Source organism: Neorhizobium sp. NCHU2750 (assembly GCF_003597675.1).
Lineage (GTDB): Bacteria > Pseudomonadota > Alphaproteobacteria > Rhizobiales > Rhizobiaceae > Neorhizobium.
The window spans coordinates 2874410-2893599 of record NZ_CP030827.1 but is presented as its reverse complement, the minus strand read 5'-3'; the positions used below and the strand labels follow the sequence as shown (position 1 = coordinate 2893599).

Annotated in this window: 25 protein-coding genes; 23 read left to right on the top strand and 2 right to left on the bottom strand. The window is 58.8% G+C overall.

Annotated elements, in window-relative coordinates; all coding sequences use genetic code 11:
- Positions 1-22 precede the first annotated feature (22 nt).
- The 11 genes from NCHU2750_RS14205 (at position 23) to NCHU2750_RS14160 (ending at position 10780) form a co-directional block, all read left to right on the top strand.
- A complete protein-coding gene (locus NCHU2750_RS14205; RefSeq protein WP_119941091.1) occupies positions 23-1015 on the top strand; it encodes a DUF5309 domain-containing protein in 993 nt (330 codons plus the stop codon).
- A gap of 69 nt (positions 1016-1084) precedes the next feature.
- Positions 1085-1510, top strand: coding sequence for a hypothetical protein (locus NCHU2750_RS14200; protein ID WP_119941090.1), 426 nt, complete (start codon positions 1085-1087; stop codon positions 1508-1510).
- A 6-nt stretch (positions 1511-1516) separates the two neighbouring features.
- Positions 1517-1840, top strand: coding sequence for a hypothetical protein (locus tag NCHU2750_RS14195; protein ID WP_119941089.1), 324 nt, complete (start codon positions 1517-1519; stop codon positions 1838-1840).
- A complete protein-coding gene (locus tag NCHU2750_RS30540; protein ID WP_162939630.1) occupies positions 1837-1998 on the top strand; it encodes a hypothetical protein in 162 nt (53 codons plus the stop codon). Before NCHU2750_RS14195 ends, NCHU2750_RS30540 begins: the two co-directional genes overlap by 4 nt.
- On the top strand, positions 1998-2597 hold the full coding sequence (locus NCHU2750_RS14190) for a phage adaptor protein (protein ID WP_119941088.1): 600 nt from the start codon (positions 1998-2000) through the stop codon (positions 2595-2597). Before NCHU2750_RS30540 ends, NCHU2750_RS14190 begins: the two co-directional genes overlap by 1 nt.
- On the top strand, positions 2594-3190 hold the full coding sequence (locus NCHU2750_RS14185) for a hypothetical protein (RefSeq protein ID WP_119941087.1): 597 nt from the start codon (positions 2594-2596) through the stop codon (positions 3188-3190). The genes NCHU2750_RS14190 and NCHU2750_RS14185 overlap by 4 nt, the downstream gene beginning before the upstream one ends.
- A complete protein-coding gene (locus NCHU2750_RS14180) occupies positions 3187-4800 on the top strand; it encodes a hypothetical protein (RefSeq protein ID WP_119941086.1) in 1614 nt (537 codons plus the stop codon). The genes NCHU2750_RS14185 and NCHU2750_RS14180 overlap by 4 nt, the downstream gene beginning before the upstream one ends.
- Positions 4797-5255, top strand: coding sequence for a GNAT family N-acetyltransferase (locus NCHU2750_RS14175; protein WP_245480248.1), 459 nt, complete (start codon positions 4797-4799; stop codon positions 5253-5255). The genes NCHU2750_RS14180 and NCHU2750_RS14175 overlap by 4 nt, the downstream gene beginning before the upstream one ends.
- Positions 5256-6584, top strand: a complete 1329-nt coding sequence (locus NCHU2750_RS14170; protein WP_119941085.1) for a tail fiber domain-containing protein — start codon at positions 5256-5258, stop codon at positions 6582-6584.
- Positions 6585-6587: 3 nt separating this feature from the next.
- On the top strand, positions 6588-8756 hold the full coding sequence (locus NCHU2750_RS14165) for a hypothetical protein (protein ID WP_119941084.1): 2169 nt from the start codon (positions 6588-6590) through the stop codon (positions 8754-8756).
- On the top strand, positions 8756-10780 hold the full coding sequence (locus NCHU2750_RS14160) for a hypothetical protein (RefSeq protein WP_245480247.1): 2025 nt from the start codon (positions 8756-8758) through the stop codon (positions 10778-10780). Before NCHU2750_RS14165 ends, NCHU2750_RS14160 begins: the two co-directional genes overlap by 1 nt.
- On the opposite strand, the gene NCHU2750_RS14155 is transcribed toward NCHU2750_RS14160, so the two are convergent.
- Both NCHU2750_RS14155 and NCHU2750_RS14150 read right to left on the bottom strand, forming a co-directional pair.
- Positions 10772-10978 (bottom strand): hypothetical protein, encoded by a 207-nt coding sequence (locus tag NCHU2750_RS14155; protein ID WP_205583852.1) that lies wholly within the window; start codon positions 10976-10978, stop codon positions 10772-10774. The genes NCHU2750_RS14160 and NCHU2750_RS14155 overlap by 9 nt on opposite strands.
- A 130-nt stretch (positions 10979-11108) precedes the next feature.
- Positions 11109-11312, bottom strand: a complete 204-nt coding sequence (locus NCHU2750_RS14150; RefSeq protein ID WP_162939629.1) for a hypothetical protein — start codon at positions 11310-11312, stop codon at positions 11109-11111.
- Positions 11313-11424: 112 nt separating this feature from the next.
- Here NCHU2750_RS14150 and NCHU2750_RS30835 point away from each other — a divergent pair, with 112 nt between their 5' ends.
- From NCHU2750_RS30835 to NCHU2750_RS14090, 12 genes are all read left to right on the top strand, one after another.
- Positions 11425-12534, top strand: a complete 1110-nt coding sequence (locus tag NCHU2750_RS30835) for a hypothetical protein (protein WP_119941082.1) — start codon at positions 11425-11427, stop codon at positions 12532-12534.
- Complete coding sequence (locus NCHU2750_RS14140; protein ID WP_119941081.1) at positions 12534-12989, top strand: hypothetical protein; 456 nt, start codon at positions 12534-12536, stop codon at positions 12987-12989. The genes NCHU2750_RS30835 and NCHU2750_RS14140 overlap by 1 nt, the downstream gene beginning before the upstream one ends.
- Positions 12990-12991: 2 nt before the next feature.
- Positions 12992-13558 (top strand): collagen-like protein, encoded by a 567-nt coding sequence (locus NCHU2750_RS30530; RefSeq protein ID WP_162939628.1) that lies wholly within the window; start codon positions 12992-12994, stop codon positions 13556-13558.
- Between the two features lie 18 nt (positions 13559-13576).
- Positions 13577-14308, top strand: coding sequence for a peptidoglycan recognition protein family protein (locus NCHU2750_RS30940; RefSeq protein WP_119941080.1), 732 nt, complete (start codon positions 13577-13579; stop codon positions 14306-14308).
- Positions 14309-14330: 22 nt separating this feature from the next.
- Positions 14331-14654, top strand: a complete 324-nt coding sequence (locus NCHU2750_RS14125; protein WP_119941079.1) for a cell wall anchor protein — start codon at positions 14331-14333, stop codon at positions 14652-14654.
- Positions 14641-14994: a hypothetical protein gene (locus NCHU2750_RS14120; RefSeq protein ID WP_119941078.1), complete on the top strand. Its 354-nt coding sequence runs from the start codon at positions 14641-14643 to the stop codon at positions 14992-14994. The genes NCHU2750_RS14125 and NCHU2750_RS14120 overlap by 14 nt, the downstream gene beginning before the upstream one ends.
- Positions 14995-14997: 3 nt before the next feature.
- On the top strand, positions 14998-15174 hold the full coding sequence (locus NCHU2750_RS30525; protein ID WP_162939627.1) for a hypothetical protein: 177 nt from the start codon (positions 14998-15000) through the stop codon (positions 15172-15174).
- The gene (locus NCHU2750_RS14115) at positions 15171-16736 is read left to right on the top strand and encodes a hypothetical protein (protein WP_119941077.1); all 1566 of its coding nucleotides are present in this window, start codon (positions 15171-15173) and stop codon (positions 16734-16736) included. The genes NCHU2750_RS30525 and NCHU2750_RS14115 overlap by 4 nt, the downstream gene beginning before the upstream one ends.
- A 163-nt stretch (positions 16737-16899) precedes the next feature.
- Positions 16900-17172: a hypothetical protein gene (locus NCHU2750_RS14110; RefSeq protein WP_119941076.1), complete on the top strand. Its 273-nt coding sequence runs from the start codon at positions 16900-16902 to the stop codon at positions 17170-17172.
- 177 nt (positions 17173-17349) lie between these two features.
- Positions 17350-18051, top strand: coding sequence for a sunset domain-containing protein (locus tag NCHU2750_RS14100; RefSeq protein WP_162939626.1), 702 nt, complete (start codon positions 17350-17352; stop codon positions 18049-18051).
- A gap of 167 nt (positions 18052-18218) precedes the next feature.
- Positions 18219-18722: a Panacea domain-containing protein gene (locus NCHU2750_RS14095; protein WP_119941073.1), complete on the top strand. Its 504-nt coding sequence runs from the start codon at positions 18219-18221 to the stop codon at positions 18720-18722.
- Entirely contained in the window at positions 18723-19190 is a 468-nt protein-coding gene (locus NCHU2750_RS14090; RefSeq protein ID WP_119941072.1) for a hypothetical protein, read from the top strand.

Here is a 19190-nt window from a genome sequence, read left to right as displayed (position 1 = left end):
CCAAGCTATCGAGGAAATGACCATGGCAGCGCCTGCCAACACCTATTCGACGACCACGGCCGTCGGCAACAAAGAAACCCTTTCGAACGTGGTCTCCCGTATCACGCCGGAAGATACCCCGATCTACTCGATCATCTCCAAGGGCAAGGCCGATGGCGTGCACCCGGAATGGGAGATCGACAAGCTGGCAGCTCCCGGCGCCAACGTGAACACGGAAGGTGACGAATACACCTTCGGTGCGACCGCTCCGCCTGTCCGTGTCGGCAACTACACGCAGATCTTCCGCAAGGATGGCGTGGTTTCCAACACGCAGGAAGAAGTCAGCAACGCTGGCGACGTGGAAAAAGTCAAGAAGCAGAAGCTCAAGAAGGGTATCGAGCTGCGTAAGGACGTCGAGTTCTCGATCGTCTCCAACGTCGGTTCGGTCGGTGGCGCAACCCGCGTCTCCGGCGGTCTTCCTTCCTGGCTGGAAACGAACGTCTCCCGCGGTGCCGGCGGCGCCAACGGCGGCTTCAACCAGACCACGAAGGTGACCGTTCCCGCGACGGATGGCACGAAGCGCGCTTTCACAAAGGCTCTTGCCGATGGTGTCATGCAGGCTGCGTACCAGGCCGGCGGCAACGTGAAGCACGTCTTCGCAGCGCCGTACGTCAAGTCGGTCTTCGTCGGCTTCATGTCCGATCCGTCTGTCGCTCAGTTCCGCTATTCGGCGGAAGACGGCGGCCGTCGCACCATCGTTGCCAATGCGGACTTCTATGAAGGCCCGTTCGGCAAGGTGCTGATGCACCCGAACCGCGTTCAGGCCGCAAGCGCCGCAGTGGCCCGCAACGTCTTCTTCATCGACCCGGATCATGCCGAATGGGAATGGCTCCGCAAAATGAAGGAAGACAAAGACATCGCCAAGACCGGTGACAACACGAAGTTCGTCATCATCGGCGAAGGTCACCTGAAGATCAGCAACGAAGCCGCTCATGGCGTTGTTGCTGATGTCTTCGGCCTCAGCCCGACCGTCTAACCGACAGGCGGGGGAACGAGCAACGGGCGGCCTAATAACGGGCCGCCTTTTTTCATTGAGGAAACGACCATGAACAAGAAAATAGATGAGAAGCAGGCTCCGACACCTGCACCAGGCGAGGCTCGACTTGTACCGGATATGGGCGGCATGCGCGTCGAAACGGCTGCTGAAGTCGAAGCCACCAAGAAAGCCGAAGGCCAGCCAGTCGCGCCGGCTCCGGGTGATCCGAAAGAAGCTCATGCTCTCGCTGTCGAGCTTTCCCAGGTGCAGCCGGTAGCTGAGCCGCAGGATCTGCCGACCGCAGGTTCTGTGAATGCCGCCGACGTTGCCGAAGACGTCTATCCGGTTCGGCTGCTCTATGACTGGTGGGATGGTCAGGGCGTCCGTCATCCGCGTGATGAGGTCGTCGAGATGCCGCTCAACGAGATGCAGAAGCTTATCGACGAGGGCAAGGGCGAATACGCCGGCAAGATGACGCCCTCAAAGAAGCGGTGATCTGACATGGCCATACGGGACGGTGACTGGGAACTGTTCGATTACGACTATGCCACGGGCCGTTCCGTATGGCGCTATTTCGACGGACAACAGACGATATTCCGCACGGATTATCCTGTTCATCACCTCGTCGAGCAGAACCTGCTGGAGCGTCAGGAGACGCCGGCAGGATGGAAGGGTGACTGGCACAAGATCGGCTCTGTCCCGCTCAACATGGCCTACGACAGCGGGCTTGTGGATGCCATCACACAGCAAGACGACAAGTTCGTCTCTCGCTTTCTCAACGACAGCGATAACCGCGCCTGGCGCACGAAGGAAGGCCGCGTATGAGCCCCGACGCACGCCAGCAGCTTGCCGAGCTGGAAGCGCGCCGGCCCGATCCGGAAAAAGATCCTGATGGGTTCCGTCGCATCAATGAAGAGATTTCACGCCTGATCGATGCAGAGCGGGCGTTTCAACGAGCCTCCAAAGGCTTCCGGGTAGCGTGATGACGATTTCAGATTATGCATCGCTGCTCGTCGACGTCGGCGAGTATTCGGACCGTGACGACGTCGCGCACCTATTCCCTCGCTTCATTGGCCTCGCCGAGGCGAAGATCAATCGCGTTCTCCGCGTGGGCGAAATGGAAACCTCGGCCATCGTGTCGATCGTCGAGGGTGATGGCTCTCTGCCAGAAGATTTCCTTGAGGCTCGCATGATCCTCGGCCCGGCAGGGCACGGGCTTTCCTCGTGGTCGTTGCAGGAATTGAACCGGCGCTATGGCTCGGGTGGCGGCTTCCCGCGCGCCTATTCCGTCGTCGGCTCGACGATCAAGGTTCGACCGGTCGCTTCAGGTGACATCTCGATCGACTATTACGCCAAGATCCCGCCGCTCACGATCGACAATCCCACGAACTGGCTGCTGCAGAAGGCGCCTGACGCCTACTTGTACGCGCTCGTCGAGGAAATCGGCATCTGGGAGAAGAACGTCGAGAAGGTCTCAAACTTCCGCAGCTTGAAGGAAGGCGCCCTTCTGGGGCTGTCGCTTCAGGACGAGGGCGCACGCTGGGGCAATAGCCAGGTGATGGTCGGAGGCTTGACCCCATGAGCATTCTCGATGTCATCAACAGCGTCTGCGATGTGGTCAGTCTCGATCAGTTCGGCAGCGTCTATGGCTCCAGCGATCCGCAGGCCTCGACCATGCTGGAAATGGCAAAGATCGGCGGTGAAGAGATTGCCGGCCGGTTCGATTGGAAGTGCCTTGAGAAGGTATCCCCGATCGAGCAGATCCCCAGCCCCTTGCCGGAAGACTATGACCGGATGATTGACGGTGGCGCGGTGATGTCGGTCATTGGCGACTTCTACCGGCCCGTCAAGAACCCGTCGCAGTGGACGGTGATCAAGCGCGTGGCATCGGTAACTCCATTCTTCTACCTGAACGGCCAGAAGATCGAGTTTTCACCGGTAGCCGACGCCGTAGGCGGCACGCTCACCTACATCACTAAAAACTGGATCATTGGCAGCGATACGAAGGGCAAGACCGACTGGAGCTCGGACGACGATACCGTCGCGTTCCCCGAAGATCTGCTGGTGCTTGATCTCATCTGGCGTTGGAAACGTCAGAAGGGGCTGGCCTACGATGATCCCCTGGCTGAGTTTGAGGCCGCCCTTGGTGCCGCCACTGAGGAGGATCGAGGATGAAGCTTCGCCCCGGTCGAGTGGCACAGTCCAACCGCGGTCCGATCCGCGCCGTTCCGCCACAGAAATCGACGCCTATGACGTTCCAGGCGCCGGCCAAGGGTCTCTACACAACCACTGCATTGTCGGATGAGCTACCCGGTGCCGCTGCCGTCCTGAATAACTGGCTGCCGACGCTGACAGGCGCTCGCATCCGTGGCGGGTCGAAGAAGAAGGCACTCATTGCAGGCGGGGCTGATTTCGTCACAGCCTTCACGTTCAAGTATGGAGGCGCCGAGAAGCTGTTCATGGCTACTGCCTCGGCAATCTTCGACATGACATCGCCCGCGGCTCCTCCGGTCATTACGGCTCCCGTCCTGTCGGGCATGGTGAGCGGTGACTGGTCAGCATTCCAGCATTCGAACGCGTCCGGCTCCTACCTGATCATCACCAACGGCGCGAACCCGCGCCAGGTCTACAACGGCACCAGTTGGACCACGCCGGCAATTACGTTCCCGGCCGGAGATACGACGACGACTGCACAGCTCTCGCAGGGCTGGCTGTTCAAGAAGCGTGAGTTCTTCGTGAAGGCAGGCACGATGGATGCCTACTATCTGCCGACAGAGGCGATCAGCGGTGCGGCGAAGGCCTTCCCATTGGGCAGCACCTTCAAGAACGGCGGTTCGCTGCTGATGGGCTTCAACTGGTCAATCGAGAGCGGTAGCGGCCCCAACGAGTTCTGTGTGTTCGTGACGACTGAGGGCGAGGTTGCTATCTTCCAGGGCTCCGATCCTGACACGGCCGGCCAGTTCACTCTGCAGGGCGTTTACCAGATCGGCAAGCCGCTGGGGAAAAACGCCTTCATCAAGGTTGGCGGTGACGTGCTGGTGGCGACAGTCTCCGGTCTGATCCCGATGTCGCAGGTTCTCCAGCGCAGCGCAGAATCGCTCTCGACCCTGTCGAAGTCTCGGCCGATCGAGGATGATTGGACGATGGCGGCGACCGCGGTGTCGTCTGGCTGGGCTCTTACCTATTGGCCCGAGCAGAAGCTGATCTTCGTTTCCTTTCCCGACAATATCGTCTCGCCTGACACGACCTTCGTCATGAATGCGGTGACGGGTGCATGGGGCATCATCAAGAACTGGAAGGCAACCTGCTTCGGCTCGATACAGGGCAGTCTGTTCTTTGGCTCGCTCAACGGTCTGGTGTGGCAGGGCGACATCACCGGTACTGACGACGGCAAACCGTTCCAGGCCGCTTACCTGTCGCAGTTCCTGACAGCAGGGACGTTTGGTCAGCGCAAAGAGGCGACCCTTGGGCAGATGCACGTCAAGGCCAAGGAAAAGCCGAAACTGCGCCTTTTCGCCCGCGCCGACGGCGACGATCGGATCCCGAATTTCTCGGAAGTCACCGAAAGCGAAGAAGGCGCGTCGGAATGGGACGTCGGTCTCTGGGACGTGGCGAAATGGGACGCCTCGTCGTCGCTGTTCCGGTTTGAGTATCGGCAGAACGTCCGGGCAGCCGGCGACACGCTCGCCCTTGGCTGTGTCGTCGTCTCCGGTGGCCCGTTTGCCCTAAAGGTGATGCTCGATTTCGGAACCATGCAGGTTGCGTTGGGAGAGCAGAGCGCATGACGATCGAAGTCGTATGGGCGAGCCATGCGCTTCCTGAACTCAACGCAGCGTTCGGTGATTTCGTCGCGCGCCATATCGATGGCTGCACCGGCTTCAGGGACTTCGTTTCTTTTGGCGTGATCGAAAACGACCAGCTCATCGCCTGTGTCATCTACAACAACTACTACCCTCAGCATGGCGTCATCGAGTTTTCGGCGGCGTCCATAAGCAAGCGCTGGCTGACCCGTCCGGTGCTGAAAGAAATGTTCGGATACCCGTTCGAGCAACTTGGCTGCCAGATGGTGGCCGTACGCGTGGCTGAGACGAACCGAGCCATGGCCAAGATCTGCGAAGACTTCGGCTTCAACAAATACGTCATTCCCAGGCTGCACGGACGCGACGAGGCGGAGATCATCTTCACCTTCACCGATGACCAGTGGGCCAATCATGCTGTCAACAGAAAGAGCAGGTCGTAAATGGGCAAGAAAGACACGCCTAAGGCTCCTGATCCCCGCGAAACTGCGGCCGCTCAGACCGGCACAAACGTCACGACGGCCATCGCGAACGGTTATCTCGGCAACATCAATCAGAACACGCCGGACGGAAGCCTGAAATACACCTATGGTGACATGAAAACTGTCACCGACCCGACGACGGGCGCGACCTATCAGGTGCCGACCACGACCGTCACGCAGACGCTTTCCCCCCAACAGCAGGCAATCAAGAACCAGAATGACAAGGCAAGCCTGAACCTTGCGAGCCTCGCTGCAAACCAGTCAGGTCGCCTCGATGGGCTCCTTGGCACGCCGTTCAATCTCAATGGGGCGCCGGCCGCTGCCGATCCGTCGAAATTGCAGGTTCCGACCTATCAGCAGTTTGGCTCTGGTCCTCAACTCCAAACCTCGATCGCGCCGGCGGGCGACATCACGAAGAGCTACAACGTCGACTTCGATACGTCGAAGTACGAAGACGCTCTCATGCAGCGGATGAACCCGCAGCTTACCGCAAGCCGTGAGGCACTGGATAACAGCCTTCGCCAGCAGGGGCTTGAGCCCGGATCGGTCGCGTATGACCGCGCAATCGACGCCGCGACGAGGCAGGAGAACGATGCTCGCTACGGCGCAATCCTGAATGCAGGACAGGAGCAGTCGCGTCTGGCAGGGCTTGCAGCCAACCAAGCGGCATTCCAGAACTCGGCTCAGGCCCAGCAGTATTCGCAGAATGCCAATAACGCCGGGTTCGCGAACACTGCTAACCAGCAGATGTTCAGCAACCAGAACAGCGCGACGGCGGCGAATAATGCCCTGAAGGATCAAACCTTCAACGCGCAGCAGTCGGCGAACAATGCGCAGAACCAGGCACGGGCTACCTACCTCAACGAGCAGTATGCGCTGCGCAATCAGCCGATCAACGAGATTTCGGCGCTGCTCTCTGGCGGTCAGGTGACGAACCCGCAGTTTGTTCCCACGCAAGGCCAAAGCATGCCGACGGTCGATTATGCCGGCCTCGTAGGTCAGAAATATCAGGCCGACATGGCTGCATACCAGCAGCAGCAGGCAAATGGCGGCGCGCTCCTCGGCGGCCTTGCTGGCCTGTTCTCGCTCTCCGACAAGGACGCGAAAACCGACATCAAGAAGGTCGGAGGCTTGTACTCCTATCGTTACAAAGGCGAGGGCAAGAACGCCCCGAAGCGGATTGGCGTCATGGCACAAGAGGTCGAAAAAGTCCGGCCTGACGTTGTGCGCAAGGGGGCGGATGGTTTCCGCCGCGTCAACTACGGCGCTCTTTTCCAGGCAGGAGCATAATCGATGGTCGGGTTTATCTTCGGCGGAAACACCGGTGTGTCTTACAAGGATCTGCAGGACAAGAGGACGCGCGCCGATCTCCTCGCGGCGCAGATCCTTGGCCGCCAGCCGAAAACCGTTGCCGAGGGCATCGGTTCTGTACTCGGCGGTATTGGTGTTGGCATCAACCGCTGGCAGGCAAACAAGGGCATGCGTGAAGGTCAGCAGCAGGCTTCGTCGCAGTTCGACAGCATCCTGAGCAAGATCACCGGCCAGCCATCGACGGGCGGCTCGACGCTGCCGATGCCAGGAGCTGCAGCCGAAATCGGCGCAACCGCTCCGGCAGACGTGTCGAAAAACGGTTCGACCTTCTCCCCCTTTATCGACAGTGTGAAGGCTGGCGGCTTGACGAACCCCTATGGCTTGGCTGCCGTCGCTGCCACGGGCCGCGCTGAAAGCGGATGGTCACCTGAAAACGCCGGCCGGACTTGGAACGATCCTTCGGAAAGCGGCCAGCCGGGCACGTCTGGCGGCATCCTGTCTCTTCGCGGTCCGCGCCTCGCTGCCCTTCAGGCCTACGCGCGATCGAAGGGTGAGCAGGGCAACGGCTCTCCGCAGACACAGGGCGAGTTCTTCCTGCGTGAAGATCCGCAGCTCGTCGCAAAGCTCAACAGCGCCCAGAGCGTCGAAGAAGCGCAGTCGCTGATGAACAACGCATGGAAGTTCGCGGGCTACAATCGTCCTGGTGGTGAGGCCGGCCGTCGCCAGAGCTATGCCGCGGGATATCTGCCGCAGTTCCAAGGCGGGCAGGGCGGCGGCACTGAAGTGGCTTCGCTCGATCCATCGGCTGGAATGTCAGGGGCTGCCGCGATCGAGCGTCAGGCTCCCGGCTCCGGATATGTCGACCCGACGGTCAGCGCGCCGAATTCCCAGCCACAGCCGATGCAGCCGCCGATCCCGCAGGCACGGCCGGAGCAGCCTTTCGATGTGTCCCGGTTCGGTCCTGAGCAACCCCAGAAAGGCGGTCGTCTGCCTATGCCTGCCGCTGTGCCTCCACAGGCTGGCGGTGGCGCGCTTCCGGCAAGTAATGTGGCCGCTGCGCCTCAGGTCACTTCTGCGCCTCAGCAGGCAGCCCCAGCACCTCAGCAGGCCGCACCGGCTCCACAGCCGCCAATGATGCAGCCTCCGCAGATGCCGCAGATGCAGCCGTTCCAGATTGATCAGGAAACCCTTCGCTTCCTGTCCAGCCCCTTTGCTGACGAAGGCCAGAAGCAGGCGGTTCGGATGGCCGTCCAGCAGCGGCAGGAGCAATACGAGCAGCGCCAGAAACAGGCGATGTGGCAATATCAGCAGGACTACGAGCGCTATCAGAAACAGAGCGACCCGGCATATCAGCTTGGCCTGAAGCAGACGCAAACGCAAATCGACCGGATGAACCAGCCGGGTTACCGAATGCTGACCAGCGATGAGCGCAGAGCCTATGGCATCCCTGAATACGATCGCCGTCCTTACCAGATCAGCCGAGAAGGTCAGGTCTCCGCTGTGGGCGGTCAGGGCGCTGCCGACAATCCGGGTTTTGAAGCATCGCAGCGTGAGGCCCTAGCAGCACGCTACGGCATTGATCCGAAATCACCAGAGGGCCAGCGTTTCATCCTGACCGGCACGCTGCCTACATCCGACCGCGGCGTCACCGCCGGCGATCGGGAGGCGATCAGGGATTCGGAAGACAATGCATTCGCTGCCCAGAACGTCATCGAGCAGTTGCAGAGTGTCATTGCTCCCGGCCCCGAAAACGGCCCGTCGCTCAATGATCGCGCTGGTTATGGTGCTTCTGCTGGCTGGCAGTCTTGGGCGGCCCGAAATGATCCGACAGGCTTCTTCGACGACACGAAAGGTGAGGCCACGACCGAGCTGTCGAACACGGTGCTCAATCAGGCGCTGAGCTCGCTGAAGTCTATCTTCGGCGCTGCTCCGACGGAAGGCGAGCGCCAGATCCTTCTCGATCTCCAGGCCAGCATCGACAAAACGCCGGCAGAGCGGAAGATCATCATCCAGAAGGCGATCCGTCAGGCCGAAAAGAAACTCGCCTACAATCAGGACCGCGCGAAAGAGTTGCGCGGCGGAACCTACTACAAGCCACGCCAGCAGGGCGGGCCCGTCAATATCGGCGGTTACACGATCGAGGCTGAATAATGCCGACATTCAAGATTACCGGACCTGATGGGCAAGTCTATCGCGTCACGGGCGAGAACCCGGAAGGCGCGATGCAGGCTCTCCAGCAGCATCTGGGCAGCCCTCCCGCCGCGGCGGAGCCAGTTCAACAGCAAACAGCAACTCAAACCCGTCAGCCAGTTCAATTCGATGGCGGAATGGCCGGTGCCGCTGCTCTAGGTGCCGGCGATGTGATGTCGTTCGGCTTCGGTGACGAATTAGGTGCAGGTCTTGGAGCCGCGTCTGAATATCTTGCGTCCATGATCACCGGTGAGAAGCCGCGGTCTTATGACGAGCTGCTGAAGGCGATGCGCGGTCAGGAAGCGCGGGCGAAAGAAACCAATCCCGGATCATTCCTCGCCGGTCAGCTTGCAGGCGGTATCGCAGGCGGCACTGGTCTGGCAAAGGCGGGCTTGTCTGCCACTGCAAACGCCATCAATGCGGGCAAGGGGCTTGCTGGCGTAACGAAGGCGTCTGCGCTTGAAGGCTCTCTGCTCGGTGCCGCGCAAGGAGCGGGCAACGGAGAAGGCTTGGAAGGTCGCGCGCTTGGCCTCGGGACGGGCGCGTTCGTTGGTGCGGGTCTTGGTGCGGCTCTGCCTTCCGTCACGACGGCTGTATCAGGTGCGTTCAAAGGAGCTACAGCCCCGCTTCTCGCACCGTTCCGTCCCGAGGCTTATACCGACAAGGCTATGCGAACCTACCTCCAGCGCTCAGGCAAGACGCCTGACCAGATTGCAGACATCATGCGTCTTGCTGCTGATGAAGGTCAGCCGATGTACACGATGGCGGATGCAATGGGGAACGCCGGTCAGCGCGCGCTGGTACCGGTGACACGGACCCCGAACGACGCTCGGCAAGAAGTGACAGACTTCCTTGTTCGTCGGCAGATGGGCCAGCCTGAACGCCTTGCGGCCAATCTCGCAGAGGGTTTTGACGCTCCCGTAACCTCCGATCGATTGACGAGGACATTGACCGACGCTCGCGACACTGAGGCGGATGCTCTTTATGGCACTGCCCGTCGGCAAGCCGGCTCTGTCAACGTCACGCCGATCCTTGAGCGTATCGACGAAACCTTAGCGCCCGGTGTTAATCAGATTGTGAACCCGCGCGACAATATCGGCTATGATACGATTGAGGGCGCGCTTGCCCGGGTCCGTCGCATGATCTCCGATGGCAATAGTCAGATAACCGACTTCAACGCGCTTTTCCGTGTGAAGCTGGATCTCGACGACGCGATCACGCGAGCCGAAGGGCAAGGCGCTGGCAACCGCGCTCACGCCCTGACGCAGGTCAAGAGAGAAGTGGACCGCGCCCTTGAGGCTGGCTCTCCTGCATTCCGTCAGGCCAACGATACCTTCGCAACGCGCAGCCGCGTGATCGATAGTGTTGCAGAGGGTCAGGCCGCCAAGTCGGGCCGTGTCAGGGCTGAGGACAGCATTGATCAGTTCAATCGCCTGACGCCCGACCAGCAGCAAGCTTTTCGCTCTGGTTATGTCGATCCGATCATTGCGGACATCGAGAGCAAGGCCATGGGGCCTTCCACTAATCGCGCTCGGGCTTTGACCACGCCTAAGTACGAGCAGGAGTTCCAAGCGTTCGCGGCTCCTGGCCGCGCGGAAAAACTTGGCCGGCAGATCGGTCGTGAAAACCGCATGTTCGAGACGAACAATGCCGCCCTTGGTAATTCGCGAACCGCGGATAACCTTGGCGATATCGATGATATGGCGAACTTTGATCCAGCGGTCTTGTCGAACCTGCTGCAGGGAAATTTCCCGCAGGCTGCGCTCGCTGGCGTTCGGCAGGCCTTCAGTGCAGGGAAGGGACTTCCACCCCGTGTGGTGGAGCGTGTTGGCCGCCAACTAATCGAGACAAATCCGGATGCTGCTCGGCAAGCTCTTGCACGAGTAGGTCGTCAGCAGATGAGCCGTGATCAGCTCAGGGCTTTGGTCTTGTCGAGCATGCTGCAGGGAACCGGTGCCGGTTCGGGAAGGATCACGTCACCATAAGTGCTTGAAGCGTACAGACGCCCAAAGCATGAAGATTGCGCCAGTGGCAAAGCCTGCAACTGCTGATCGCCAATCTAAATCCGTGCTGTAAAGCAGTGCCGCCCATGCGACCGCGATAACGGCAAATAACAGCCGGAAGCTCTCTGGCTTCCGGTCGATCTTAGGTTCGTTCGGGTCGTGGTCGATCTGCATGGTCAAGACAATACACGAAAGGAAATGGAAATGAACAAGATTGATATAAGGATGGAATGCCTCCGCCTTGCGCTCGCACAGGGCAGCTCAACTCCTACCAAGGACGTCGAGAAGGCGGAGGCGTATTATAAGTTCGTCACAGATGGTAGCTTGGATTCCGTACAACGTTCATCGCTTCCGCAAAAGTCTTGAGGATGTACTCCTTGTCGGCAGGCGTGTAGCCGTTGGCGTTGCCTCCGTTTATCCCTTTTTTCTCACAAGCCGCGATGTGTTCGAAAAGCTTGTAAGCGATCTTTTCCGGCGAATTTTCCCCGATATGTACGACTGCATTGTCAGCCATTTCGCCCTCCTTTGTTGGCGCGCTGATCATCGCTTTGTTCGCGCATAAGTCGAATCCGAAATCGAATTATCGTTAAGCCTCGCGGTCGCGGGGTTTTTTTATGGAGAAAGCGATGCCCCGTTCCAGTGGTGTCTATTCAGAACCGGCCGGCACAAAGGGCACGCCGAACACGACAATCCAGTCGGCGCCCTACAATGCCTTCGTCGACGACTTGGTCGCGGATGCTAACGCCGCGAGGCCGATCACTGCGGGCGGTACCGGCGCCACCAATGCCACTGCTGCCCGAGAAGCGCTCGGCCTGAAAATCGGCACCAATATTCAGGCCTATGATGCCTTACTTCAGGCGATGTCTGGTTTGGTCACGGCAAATAATCAGCTGATCTACACCACTGGCGCCGATACCGTCGCCTTGACTACGCTATCGGCTTACGGTCGCTCTCTGATCGATGATGCGGATGCAGCGGCAGCACGGGCCACACTTGGCCTCGGTAACGTGTCCACCCTGAACGGCATCAACGATGGCAACTGGTCCGGTGCCGATCTGTCTGTTGCAAACGGCGGTACGGGAGCTTCAACGGCAGCCGCGGCGAGAACGAACCTCGGGCTGGCGGCAATAGCTTCATCTGGATCTGCGTCTGACCTAAGCACCGGTTTCGTAGCCAATGGGAGATTAAAACATCTCTATTCGAGCGATGCTGATGATGGCCTCGCATATCTGGTCAATACGGGGGATGGTACAAGCGGGGGAAAGCTGGGCCTCTCGACCGCAGGAACTCTTCTTTATTCCTACGACAACGTCGAGCGTTTCCGCGTCAATGTTGACGGCACACTTGTCGCGAGCATTGGCGCTGGCAACATCGATTCAGGGACTATCGACAGCGCGCGCCTTCCGACCGTGCCTATAGCAAAAGGCGGGACAGCTGCGACTACGGCATCGGCAGCTCGCACCAATCTCGGTCTTGGGGGGTTGGCGACAATGGACCTCACAGACCTATTCTATACGGGATCGAGCATTGCAGGCGGCGTCCCAGTTGGCGCTTACATTGGCCTGCTTGCGAGCAGCGCGCGAGGCCCGCGAAACTCGACAGTATCGGTCTATTACGACGGGTCGAACAATGATCGATACACGTATTCGGCTAGCGGCAACACGCCGGTTACCGGAACGTTCGTCTATCGAGCGGCGCTCACGTCGGATTCATCTTTGGTCCAGAGGAGGGCGTAATGCCTGCTATCAACTCCGTCTCCGCCGTCTACAGCGTTCCGACCGATGCTAGCGCGTTGATCGTCGTCGCCAACATAACTGATATGCAGGGGGAGACTTATGACTGCGAGTATTGCACTCGTCCATCAGATCCCGATGGCGGTCCGAACAGCATGAACGGGCTGTTCCAGCAGTGGCTGGGCGATCATGCTGGGCAATTCGTCATACTTGATCCGCCTCCCGCTCCCCCTTCGGTCTATCAGATCTCCAAAACCACGCCGTGGCTTCGAATGACAGATGACGAAGCCGCCACGATGGATGCCGTCATGAGCGAGACAACCGCTCGGCTCAAGCAGATCTACATGGCGGCAACCTATCTCGCGTCGAATGATCCTCTTTGGGCAACGCTTCACGAGATGTTGGTGAATGCGTTCGGTTCTGATCGTGCTGATCAGCTTCTCGCGCCGGAGACCTGAACATGACGAAGAAGATTGATCCGGCCGCCCCGCTTACCGGCGCAGAGACCGCTATCGTCTTCCAGAGCGGGAAAGCCGTCCGCACCACAGTTCAAGACATCGCGGGCAGGGCCCAGACCGTCAAAGGCGATCAGGGCATCCCCGGCAAGGACGGCGCTCCGGGAAAGGACGGGCTGCCCGGAAAAGACGGCTCGGCCGGTGCGGCTGGAACTCCCGGCAAGGATGGCCTCCCGGGAAAAGACGGATCACCTGGCCTACCGGGGAAAGACGGCTCTCCGGGCGCTGCCGGCGCACCGAAGCGGGTAGAGCGTTTCACCGGCGCGACATTGAGCACAGGTATCGCTTCCATCGTGTTCAGCCCTGCCTTCGATGCCATTCCTGACGTCGACGTGATCGAGGGATGGAGCAATGAACAGATGATCACCGGCGCAGTCGTTGCCGGATCGGTCAGCAAGACAGGCTGCCAGGTGCAAGTTATGGTCTCACGGGCCACACTGCTACTCAGCTCCGGTCCATTCCAGAAAGCCGGTGCCGGCGTGTCGATCACCGTTCGGGCGATCGGCAACTAACCCCAAAGGAAAATCACCATGAGTAATACCGTGCTGGATCTCCAGCGGCGGCTGACGGCGCTTGGCTTCAATCCCGGCCCGATCGACGGCATCAAGGGTCAGAAGACAATCGACGCTGTGAAGGCTGCTCAACAGAAATACGGCCTGGTCGTTGATGGCATCGCCGGCCCCCAGACCATGACCGCTCTGAAGCGCGCAGAGGCCGATCCGAAGCCGGGAAGGACGGAACCGGACAAGAGCGCGATGCTTCAGCCGGTGCCGGCGTTCGGGCTTGGCGCCGATATCGCAATGCCGCCGCCTAACGTAGCCAGCTTGAGGCTGCTCGATACCGCTCGGTTCATCAATGAGATCATCGCTCATTGCACCGCCACGCCTGAAGGCAAAGACTTCACGGTCGACGACATCCGCGCCTGGCATAAGCTACGCGGCTTTTCCGATATCGGTTATCACTACATCATCTATCGCGATGGCCGGATCATGCTTGGCCGACCGATCGGTCAGATCGGTGCTCACGTCGAGGGCCACAACACCGGCACCATTGGCATTTCGTATGTTGGCGGCGTCTCTGCCGATGGCAAGACTGCCAAGGACACACGGACCGCTGCGCAGCGCTCTTCGATGCTCCGGCTGACAGCCCAGCTCTGCCGCAAATTCCCGATCGCCAAGGTGACCGGGCATAACCAGTACGCCAACAAGGCATGCCCATCATTCGACGTGCGAAAGGACGCACTTTCGAGACTGGCAGCCTGATCTTTCAACAAGGGACAAGACCATGAAGAGCATCGCAGTTCTCTGCGCGGCAGCCGTTGTGCTGTCCGCATGCACCACGACCGGTTCGATCGACACGGCGATCCAGAAGAACCTGCCGGCCACCTGCAACCTGATCCAGACCGGCCATGCGGCGTTCATCGCCGCCTCGGCATCCGGCAACATCAAGGCATCGACCATCGCCAAGGAAGACGCCGCTTATCGTGGCGCCATGGTGGTCTGCGCCGATCCGACGAGGGTCACCGCGGCAAATGCGCTTGTCCTGGCTGCCACGGCCTACGCCACCATCTCGCTCGCCCTCAAGGAGGCCAAGAATGTCAGCCGTTGATCTCGTCCGTACCGCCATCGTCAAAGGTGTTGCCAAGGCCGCCAGCGATCCCGAGCTGTCGACTGATCGCGCCGATGTTAGCGCGGTCACGTCCAAGGTGCTGACGGAGGTTGCGCCGGTGGTGGCCCACGTCACCAATTCTGAGCCCTGGTATCAGTCCCGCGTGACGCTGGGGTCGATCCTCGCCTTGGTGGCCGGCCTCCTCAGCCTGTTCGGTTATGCCTTCCCGTCTGAGCTGCAGGGCCAGATCATCGACCTTGTGCTTGCCAGCGCTCCGCTGATCGGTGGTGCCCTCGCTCTCTATGGCCGATGGGTCGCAAAGAAGCCACTGGGGAGCTGATCAATGGAGATCGGTATTTCTCTTTCGCTTTCGCGACCCATGGGCCAGGGCGGTGGAATAGCGCCGCCTGCTGGCTACTCCACTCTGACCGGCAAGCAGCCGGACGGCTCCTACATCACGTTGACTGGCAAAGGCCCGGACGGCACCACTTCCCCCCTTACAGGAAAGACTGCACCATGATCCGCCGATTTTTCTATGGGCTGTTGTGCCTATTGTCGCTTGCGTCTCTGGCGACTGCCCAGACCTTGCAAATCGACCAGCTCCCCGCCCGGAACCTGACGAACGTCGTTGGCCATGATGCCAACGGCTATGTCGGCAAAATGGCCGTGACGACGCCGTATCTCGGTGTCACCGCGACACGCGGGCGAATTGCGTATCAATCACTCGGCGCCAACTCTGGCACGATGTCGCAGACCATGCACTGGTCGCGTGACCGCATGGTCGACCCTGTCGTGATCTTCGGAAACTTCTATGTCACCAACGGGGCGGGGGAGGTAACGACAGGACCGGGAACTCTCGGCGCTTCTATCTGCGTTGGCGATTTTACGCGGTGCAATGTCGGTTCGAACTACACCCTTTGCGGGACCGGGCCGCGCACCATCGCAACTACGATCGGCCTGAATACCATCCAGTGCAGCGGCTTAACGATCCCGATTAACTCCCGCTTCTATGTGCGAATGCTCCAGACCAACGCAAGCGGCGCTATTTTCACTCAGATCAGCCCGCAAAGTATTCCCGATCAGGACGCTGCGCCGGATTGCTGGACAACCGGAAATCTTTCCGTCACCGACATGCTGACAAGCGGAAGCTTTGCAAATAATCAGTGCGGATCATACACTGTATTCCCCCTTGGTATTGCCTCGATTACAACACGACCGTCAGTCGTTTTGATTGGTGACAGCAAAATTCAAGGCGGTGTCGATTACGCGACAGATTATACCGGCGACATCGGCAACGTGGCGCGCTCTATCGGCCCCGCGTTCGGATATTCAAATCTCGGTATCGGTGCGTCTCTTTCGGCGCAATATTTGGCGAATGCGCGGACATTTCGAGACGCGTTTGTCTCGACCTATTTTTCGCACTTCATCGACAATTATTGCATCAACGATCTGGCGACAGCAACGACCGCCGCTCAGTGCGCTGCAAATCGCGCTTCTATTGCGGCGCTCTACCCCGGTCTGATCGGTTTTGGCACGACAATTGAACCGTCGCTTTTATCAACCGATAATTTCACCACGCTTGCAAATCAGTCAACGCCCAACGCGAAAATTGCTGCATTCAATCAGTTGGTGCGCGCGGGTATTGCTGGCGAAAAAGGCGTCTTTGATATTGCATGGGCGATTGATCCGACGCGCTCGAATATTTGGCCGGTTGCGCCAAATCCATACGCGACGGCTTTGTCGCCAGTGTTCAGCGGGACAGGAAGTATTTCGGTCGCAACACCGGGAATATTGACGATCACCGCTTGCACGGTTTGCACCTTGCCTATCGGCTCGTCTATCGTCGGCACGAACGTTGCACCGGGAACGTTTATCGCCGGTTACGGAACGAACGTAACGAGTTTGGGTGTTTGCACCGCAACTTGCACATATACGCTTGGCACTCGACCAGCTAGCGCGGTCGCCAGCACGACGATAACGGCGGGTGGATTTTTCACGACTGACGGATTGCATCTGACACCGCCCGGAAATGTCTGGCTGAAAAATACGGGCGTCGTGAACCCCGCGCTCATCACACGATGAGCTTCAGGCAGTCTGTGGAGCCACCGCCCGGAAATCAAAAGCTGCTACCTTTCCCTCGTTTTTGAGGGAAAGTCGCCTGCGCATTTCTGCGTAAATCTGCGCGTTTCTGCGCAATCTTCGGCCGCTCTTCTGGGCGGCTTTTTCATGCCTGAAAGGAATTCCGTTGCTGCCAGATGAAACAGCCATCAGCGCGGGCAAGAGCCTTATCGACGTCGGCGTCGTCGGTGCCGTGCTGCTGCTCACGATGGCGGCGCTGGTCTTCGTGACCAAGAGGCTTTTTTCGGTCCAGGACAAACTGATGGATGCCGTGACGTCGCACAAAGACGACGCGGTGAAATGGTCGGGCATGTCCGAGGTCATGAAAAATCAGATGGAGGATCAGGCCGACCTCATGAAGACCACTATCGAGATCCTGCGAGATAGGGGGAGAGCATGACGTTATCAGGCATCCTTTCGCGGATCATTAGAGGTCACCCGGAGCAACACCGGCTGGCGGAAATGAGCCAAACGATATCCGAGGCTCAGGAAAAGACCCGATACAATTCCGTCGCCATCGATTCAGGAGACCGCGCGCTCCGGAACATGTCGGGGATGATGCGCCTCTTAATGGAGAATGATGGTGGCAAGACTGAAAGGTAACCAGCTCGTCTTTTGGACGCTGGTAGCGAACGCGATTTACTGGCTCGCTGGAGCCATCACCCCAAACCCGTATGTTTCCAGCGCCGCCTCTCTCGCGCTGCTACTATCGAGCGCATGGATGTTCTTGCGGTATGCGCCGCATGCCTTCGACGTCGTCGTCAATGGCCGACGAGATAGCGGGGAGGGCGGAGAGAACAGCCATATCTCACTCTATGGGGCCACGCTGATAGCAGGTGGCTCCTGCTTCATAGGAATGTTTGGTTTCCTGTGGGTGCTGGCCGATCAGCCGCAATCATGGCTTGGGACGTCGATATCTGGATTTGGTCGCGCCGTTTGTTCGGTAGGCTTTGCGATGATGGCCCTCAGCCCTGACAGGACGCCGTCGGGCGTGAAGATGCCGAACCTCATTATGATTGTGCTGCTGATTGTGGCGGTTGCTGTCGGATCATTCTTCGCCGGCCGTAAGACTGTGCCGCAAGAGCAGGCGGTCTACTGGCGATCAATCCGAGGTGCTTTTGCCGATCGGCCTGTCTGCCCTCCTGATCGGCAGATATGGGGGTCTGAAAACCGGAAGTATCACGTTGCCGACAGCCAATACCGGGCGATGATGTCGCCTGAATGGTGCTTCCGAACGGTCGGCGAAGCTGAGAAAAAGGGATTCACGCCAGCAAAATGAATAAGAATTTCTCTTGTCGCTGCACGACGTTTAGGCAGCGTGTCAAGTCTTGCACTGTGAACTTTACGAGAATCAACTATCTTTATGTTAGTCGCCGGTGCTAAGGCGAGCAAAACTCTCGTTAACGTCGGAGCTTCCATGATTACTCTGTATCGAAGGAACCGAACATGACCGCGCCGGAGCGGTCGCAAGACGCCCGTGCGGTTGCCAATTACATACTGGATCGTGCGCCGGCGTTAGGCGTCGAAAAGCTCACTATTATGCAGCTCCTGAAGCTGGTCTACCTTTCGCACGGCTGGTCCCTGGCGTTCAGTGATACACCTTTGGTGGAGCAAACGCCTCAGGCCTGGCAGTATGGACCCGTGTATCCGCAGGTCTACCGAGCTCTCAACCATTTTGGTGGAAACCCTGTGACGGACAGAGTGACCGATCGTCTTACTGGAGCCCAGTTTTATCCAAGTCTGACCGACTATCAAAAGCGTGTGGTGGATGCAGTTCTCAAGAGTTACGGCAAGAAGCACGCCTTCGAGCTTTCCCGTATTACCCATCAGGACGGCGGGCCGTGGGAAAAGGCATTTAACTCTACTGGAGCCTATTCAGAGATACCGGAATCAGGGATGAAAGAGCACTATAGATCTCTCGCGAAGCAGCGCGGCATTGCGAGCATCTAAATGGCTATCACCGGTGAAAACCCGCTCGGAGAGCCATCGCATGGACAGGGACAAGACAAAGTCTCTATGATCCTTGAGAAATGGCCTGCAGTAGAGCTGCTTCTCGAGCAAAAAGGTCTGCAGTCGGATCTCATTAACGAGGTGCGCGATTACGTCTCAGACCTGCGAAGCGAGGCTTCGACGATAAGCAAGCTTCGTAAGCTGATGGTCACATGCGCACTGGTCTACGTCCTGTTTGTCAACCTTCTTTTGGTCTGCATGCTCTTTTACCATCAATGGTTCTTCATTTTGATTGGTAATTACGGCCGAGTGGGATTGATCGTGGCGGTCATTTCATCGAGCGTCATAATAATAATCAAGATCCTCGCTGGGCTATTCAGAACGCATGGAGACCGTAACAAGGACGAAATGCTTCCTCCTCATCTCCAGCACCTGCTCGAGGTATTTAAAGCCGCACAAGGAAACTGA

Coding starts and splice junctions, on each gene's coding strand:
- NCHU2750_RS14205 (WP_119941091.1), top strand. CDS start 23: ATGGCAGCGCCTGCCAACACCTATTCGACGACCACGGCCGTCGGCAAC.
- NCHU2750_RS14200 (WP_119941090.1), top strand. CDS start 1,085: ATGAACAAGAAAATAGATGAGAAGCAGGCTCCGACACCTGCACCAGGC.
- NCHU2750_RS14195 (WP_119941089.1), top strand. CDS start 1,517: ATGGCCATACGGGACGGTGACTGGGAACTGTTCGATTACGACTATGCC.
- NCHU2750_RS30540 (WP_162939630.1), top strand. CDS start 1,837: ATGAGCCCCGACGCACGCCAGCAGCTTGCCGAGCTGGAAGCGCGCCGG.
- NCHU2750_RS14190 (WP_119941088.1), top strand. CDS start 1,998: ATGACGATTTCAGATTATGCATCGCTGCTCGTCGACGTCGGCGAGTAT.
- NCHU2750_RS14185 (WP_119941087.1), top strand. CDS start 2,594: ATGAGCATTCTCGATGTCATCAACAGCGTCTGCGATGTGGTCAGTCTC.
- NCHU2750_RS14180 (WP_119941086.1), top strand. CDS start 3,187: ATGAAGCTTCGCCCCGGTCGAGTGGCACAGTCCAACCGCGGTCCGATC.
- NCHU2750_RS14175 (WP_245480248.1), top strand. CDS start 4,797: ATGACGATCGAAGTCGTATGGGCGAGCCATGCGCTTCCTGAACTCAAC.
- NCHU2750_RS14170 (WP_119941085.1), top strand. CDS start 5,256: ATGGGCAAGAAAGACACGCCTAAGGCTCCTGATCCCCGCGAAACTGCG.
- NCHU2750_RS14165 (WP_119941084.1), top strand. CDS start 6,588: ATGGTCGGGTTTATCTTCGGCGGAAACACCGGTGTGTCTTACAAGGAT.
- NCHU2750_RS14160 (WP_245480247.1), top strand. CDS start 8,756: ATGCCGACATTCAAGATTACCGGACCTGATGGGCAAGTCTATCGCGTC.
- NCHU2750_RS14150 (WP_162939629.1), bottom strand. CDS start 11,312: ATGGCTGACAATGCAGTCGTACATATCGGGGAAAATTCGCCGGAAAAG.
- NCHU2750_RS30835 (WP_119941082.1), top strand. CDS start 11,425: ATGCCCCGTTCCAGTGGTGTCTATTCAGAACCGGCCGGCACAAAGGGC.
- NCHU2750_RS14140 (WP_119941081.1), top strand. CDS start 12,534: ATGCCTGCTATCAACTCCGTCTCCGCCGTCTACAGCGTTCCGACCGAT.
- NCHU2750_RS30530 (WP_162939628.1), top strand. CDS start 12,992: ATGACGAAGAAGATTGATCCGGCCGCCCCGCTTACCGGCGCAGAGACC.
- NCHU2750_RS30940 (WP_119941080.1), top strand. CDS start 13,577: ATGAGTAATACCGTGCTGGATCTCCAGCGGCGGCTGACGGCGCTTGGC.
- NCHU2750_RS14125 (WP_119941079.1), top strand. CDS start 14,331: ATGAAGAGCATCGCAGTTCTCTGCGCGGCAGCCGTTGTGCTGTCCGCA.
- NCHU2750_RS14120 (WP_119941078.1), top strand. CDS start 14,641: ATGTCAGCCGTTGATCTCGTCCGTACCGCCATCGTCAAAGGTGTTGCC.
- NCHU2750_RS30525 (WP_162939627.1), top strand. CDS start 14,998: ATGGAGATCGGTATTTCTCTTTCGCTTTCGCGACCCATGGGCCAGGGC.
- NCHU2750_RS14115 (WP_119941077.1), top strand. CDS start 15,171: ATGATCCGCCGATTTTTCTATGGGCTGTTGTGCCTATTGTCGCTTGCG.
- NCHU2750_RS14100 (WP_162939626.1), top strand. CDS start 17,350: ATGATGGTGGCAAGACTGAAAGGTAACCAGCTCGTCTTTTGGACGCTG.
- NCHU2750_RS14095 (WP_119941073.1), top strand. CDS start 18,219: ATGACCGCGCCGGAGCGGTCGCAAGACGCCCGTGCGGTTGCCAATTAC.
- NCHU2750_RS14090 (WP_119941072.1), top strand. CDS start 18,723: ATGGCTATCACCGGTGAAAACCCGCTCGGAGAGCCATCGCATGGACAG.